This window comes from Achromobacter sp. (genome assembly GCF_036567245.1).
Taxonomy (GTDB): Bacteria; Pseudomonadota; Gammaproteobacteria; order Burkholderiales; family Burkholderiaceae_B; genus Achromobacter.
Genome location: NZ_DATCUY010000181.1, coordinates 1 through 2,862, shown reverse-complemented (window position 1 = coordinate 2,862; position 2,862 = coordinate 1). Strand labels below are relative to the sequence as shown.

At 65.5% G+C, this 2,862-nt stretch carries 4 protein-coding genes; all 4 read left to right on the top strand.

Annotation, left to right across the window (positions count from 1 at the left end; genetic code table 11):
- Positions 1 to 913 (top strand): ABC transporter substrate-binding protein (locus tag VIR09_RS07615; protein ID WP_332012324.1); only part of this gene is annotated, 913 nt, incomplete at its 5' end.
- Between the two features lie 3 nt (positions 914 to 916).
- Positions 917 to 1,732 carry an ABC transporter permease gene (locus tag VIR09_RS07610; protein ID WP_332012323.1) on the top strand — a complete coding sequence of 272 codons (816 nt, stop codon included), beginning with the start codon at positions 917 to 919 and terminating at the stop codon, positions 1,730 to 1,732.
- Positions 1,732 to 2,553: an ABC transporter ATP-binding protein gene (locus VIR09_RS07605; RefSeq protein WP_332012322.1), complete on the top strand. Its 822-nt coding sequence runs from the start codon at positions 1,732 to 1,734 to the stop codon at positions 2,551 to 2,553. The genes VIR09_RS07610 and VIR09_RS07605 overlap by 1 nt, the downstream gene beginning before the upstream one ends.
- A gap of 24 nt (positions 2,554 to 2,577) precedes the next feature.
- Positions 2,578 to 2,760, top strand: coding sequence for a DUF4089 domain-containing protein (locus VIR09_RS07600; protein ID WP_173146467.1), 183 nt, complete (start codon positions 2,578 to 2,580; stop codon positions 2,758 to 2,760).
- Positions 2,761 to 2,862 lie beyond the last annotated feature (102 nt).

The window sequence follows — 2,862 nt, the reverse complement described above, 5'->3', positions numbered from 1 at the left end:
GCTGGCGCGAGCGCAATCAGGGCCCGTCATCCGCATCGGCTTCTGGCCCGTGGCGGCCGGCCTGCCGTTCTATGCGGCGCTGGAAAAAGGCTACTTCAAGGAGGCCGGCCTGAACGTCGAGCCCCTGAAGTTCGCGGGTGCGCAGCAGGTCATGGAAGCCATGCTGGCCGGCCGCGCGGACGGCAGCGCCAACGGCACCGGCTCGGCCAACCTGGCCATCGGCGAGATCGCCTCGCCCGGCCTGTTCAAGATTTTTGCGTCCAATCCCAGCAACGCCAAGCATGTGCTGGACGAGTTCATCGTCGCGAAAGACAGTCCCATCAAATCCATCGCAGACCTCAAGGGGAAAAAGGTCGGATCCGGACCCGGCATCCAGAACGCCACGCTGGCCAAAGCAGTGCTGGAGCGCGCCGGCGCAACCGGGGCGACCGTGGTCGAGCTGGCGATAAGCCAGCACGTCGCCGCGGTCGCCGCCGGCCAGTTGGACGCCTGCTACACGCTGGAGCCCACGGGCACGGTGGGCAGGCTGAACGGCACCACCCGCGTGCTGGAATCCGGCGTCATCGCCAAGTACGTGCTGGGCGATCCGATGGCGCCGTGGTTCGGCGGGTCGGCGTCGCTGACCACCGCCTTCCTGAAGAAGCATCCCGAGGAAAGCAGGAAATTCATCGCCGCCTATGCGCGCGGCATCGAACTGATCCGCAGCAAGCCGGAAGAGGCGCGTCCCTACCTGAAGGGCTACACCGCCATCGAAGGTCCGATGACCGAGGAAGTGCCGCTGGCCGCCTACACGCTCTACAACGAGTTCACGCCCAGCGACATCCAGCACTTCCAGAAGTTCTTCGACCTGTTCGCCGACAAGGGCGTCTTCGCCCAGAAGATCGACGTCTCAACCATGCTCTACAAGGGCTGAGCCATGACCGCAACCTCTGCAACAAGCGCGGCCTGCCCGGCCGCGACAGCGCGGCCCCGGCGCAAATTCGACACGAGCCGCCTGCTGCCGCTGATCGGCCCGCTGGCGCTCTTCGTGGTATGGGACCTGGTGGTGCGCTTTCAACTGGTCAGCCCCGTGCTGCTGCCCACGCCCAGCGCGGCGCTTGCGGCGCTGGTCAAGGGCATGGCGGGCGGCCCGCTGCTGGCGGACTTCCTGGCGTCGCTGAACCGCACACTGCAGGCCTTCCTCATCGCGGGTGTGATCGGCGTGCCGCTGGGCGTGCTGCTGGGCAGCAACGAAAAGGCTTATCGCAGCGTGGAGTTTCTGATCGACTTCTTCCGCTCCACGCCTTCTTCCGCTCTGATTCCGCTGTTCCTGATGATCTTCGGCGTCACCGACATGAACAAGATTGCCATCGCGGCCTTCGCGGCGGTGCTGGTGATCCTGTTCAACAGCGCCTACGGCGTCATCAACGCCCGCAAGCAGCGCGTCATGGCGGCGCGCGTCATGGGCGCGTCGCGTTGGCGCATCTTCAAGGACGTGCTGATCTGGGAGAGCCTGCAGCCCACCTTCGTGGGCCTGCGCAGCGGCGTGTCGATGGCGCTGGTCATCGTGATCGTGGCCGAGATGTTCATCGGATCCGACAGCGGACTGGGCAATCGCATCATCAACGCGCAGCAGGTGCTGAACGTGCGCGACATGTATGCGGCCATCCTCGCCGCCGGCGCGCTCGGCTATGTGCTGAACATTCTTTTTCTCGTGCTGGAAAAGCGCGTGGTCCACTGGAGCGGCCGCTGATGTCCACCGTCCTCAATCCCATCATCGCCCCCGGCCCCGCCGCCGCCCCGTTCGAGCCCGGTCCGCTGGGCACCCACATCACCATACGCGGGCTGACCAAGTACTTCGCCGGCTGGCCGCTGTACGAAGACTTCAACCTCGACATCCCCAAGGGCAAGATCGTCTCGGTGTTCGGCCCCAACGGCTGCGGCAAGTCCACGTTGATCAACATGATCGCCGGCCTGATTCCCATCGACTCGGGCGAAATCCTGTTCGACGGCAAATCGCTGGCGCAGACCAAGATCGGCTACGTCTTCCAGAATTACCGCGAGGCCATGTTCCCGTGGCTGCGCACCATCGACAACATCGCCTATCCGCTGCGCCTGGAAGGCCGCGGCAAGGCCGAGGTGGATGCGCGGGTCGAAGAACTGGTGGCCTCGTTCGACGTGAAGTTCGACCTGAACCGCTATCCCTACGAACTGTCCGGCGGCCAGCAGCAGACCGCCTCCATCATGCGCGCGCTGGCGCCGGGACCGGAGGTGCTGTTCCTGGACGAACCCTTCTCCGCGCTGGACTTCGAGATGACGCTGTTCATCCGCGAAAAGCTGCAGGAGGTCTTCCTGCAGACCGGCACCACCATGCTGCTGGTGTCGCATGACCTGGAGGAAGCCGTGTACCTGGCCGACCAGGTGCTGCTGCTGACCAAGCGGCCCACCCGGATCGCGGAGATCCTGGATTACCGCGACGCGCGTCCACGCACGGTCGCGACGCTGTCCGAACCCAGCTTCATCCAGATGAAGAAACTCAGCCTGGAGATCTTCCAGCGCGAAGTGCGCAAGTAAATCCCCCGTACCGGAGAGTCCGCCATGACCCAGGAAACGATCGACCAATACGTGCGCAGCGCCCTGGCGCTGGCCGGCTATGCCTTGCGCGAGCAGGCCGTGGCCGAAGTGACGCAACAGTTCGCGCGCATCCAGGACATCGCGGCCGGCTTCGTCGACGAGCCGCTGGCCGTGGAACTGGAATCGGCCGCGGTGTTCCGTCCGTGAGCGGCCCCGCGCAGGATATCGCGCGCCAGGTCCGCGCCGGCGAACGCAGCGCCATGGCCGTGCTGGACGCCACGCTGGCGCGCGTGCGCGAACGCGACCCGC

Bases quoted from the DNA above. Each gene is read 5' to 3' on its own strand.
- VIR09_RS07605 (WP_332012322.1), top strand. From the start codon at position 1,732: ATGTCCACCGTCCTCAATCCCATCATCGCCCCCGGCCCCGCCGCCGCC.
- VIR09_RS07600 (WP_173146467.1), top strand. From the start codon at position 2,578: ATGACCCAGGAAACGATCGACCAATACGTGCGCAGCGCCCTGGCGCTG.
- VIR09_RS07610 (WP_332012323.1), top strand. From the start codon at position 917: ATGACCGCAACCTCTGCAACAAGCGCGGCCTGCCCGGCCGCGACAGCG.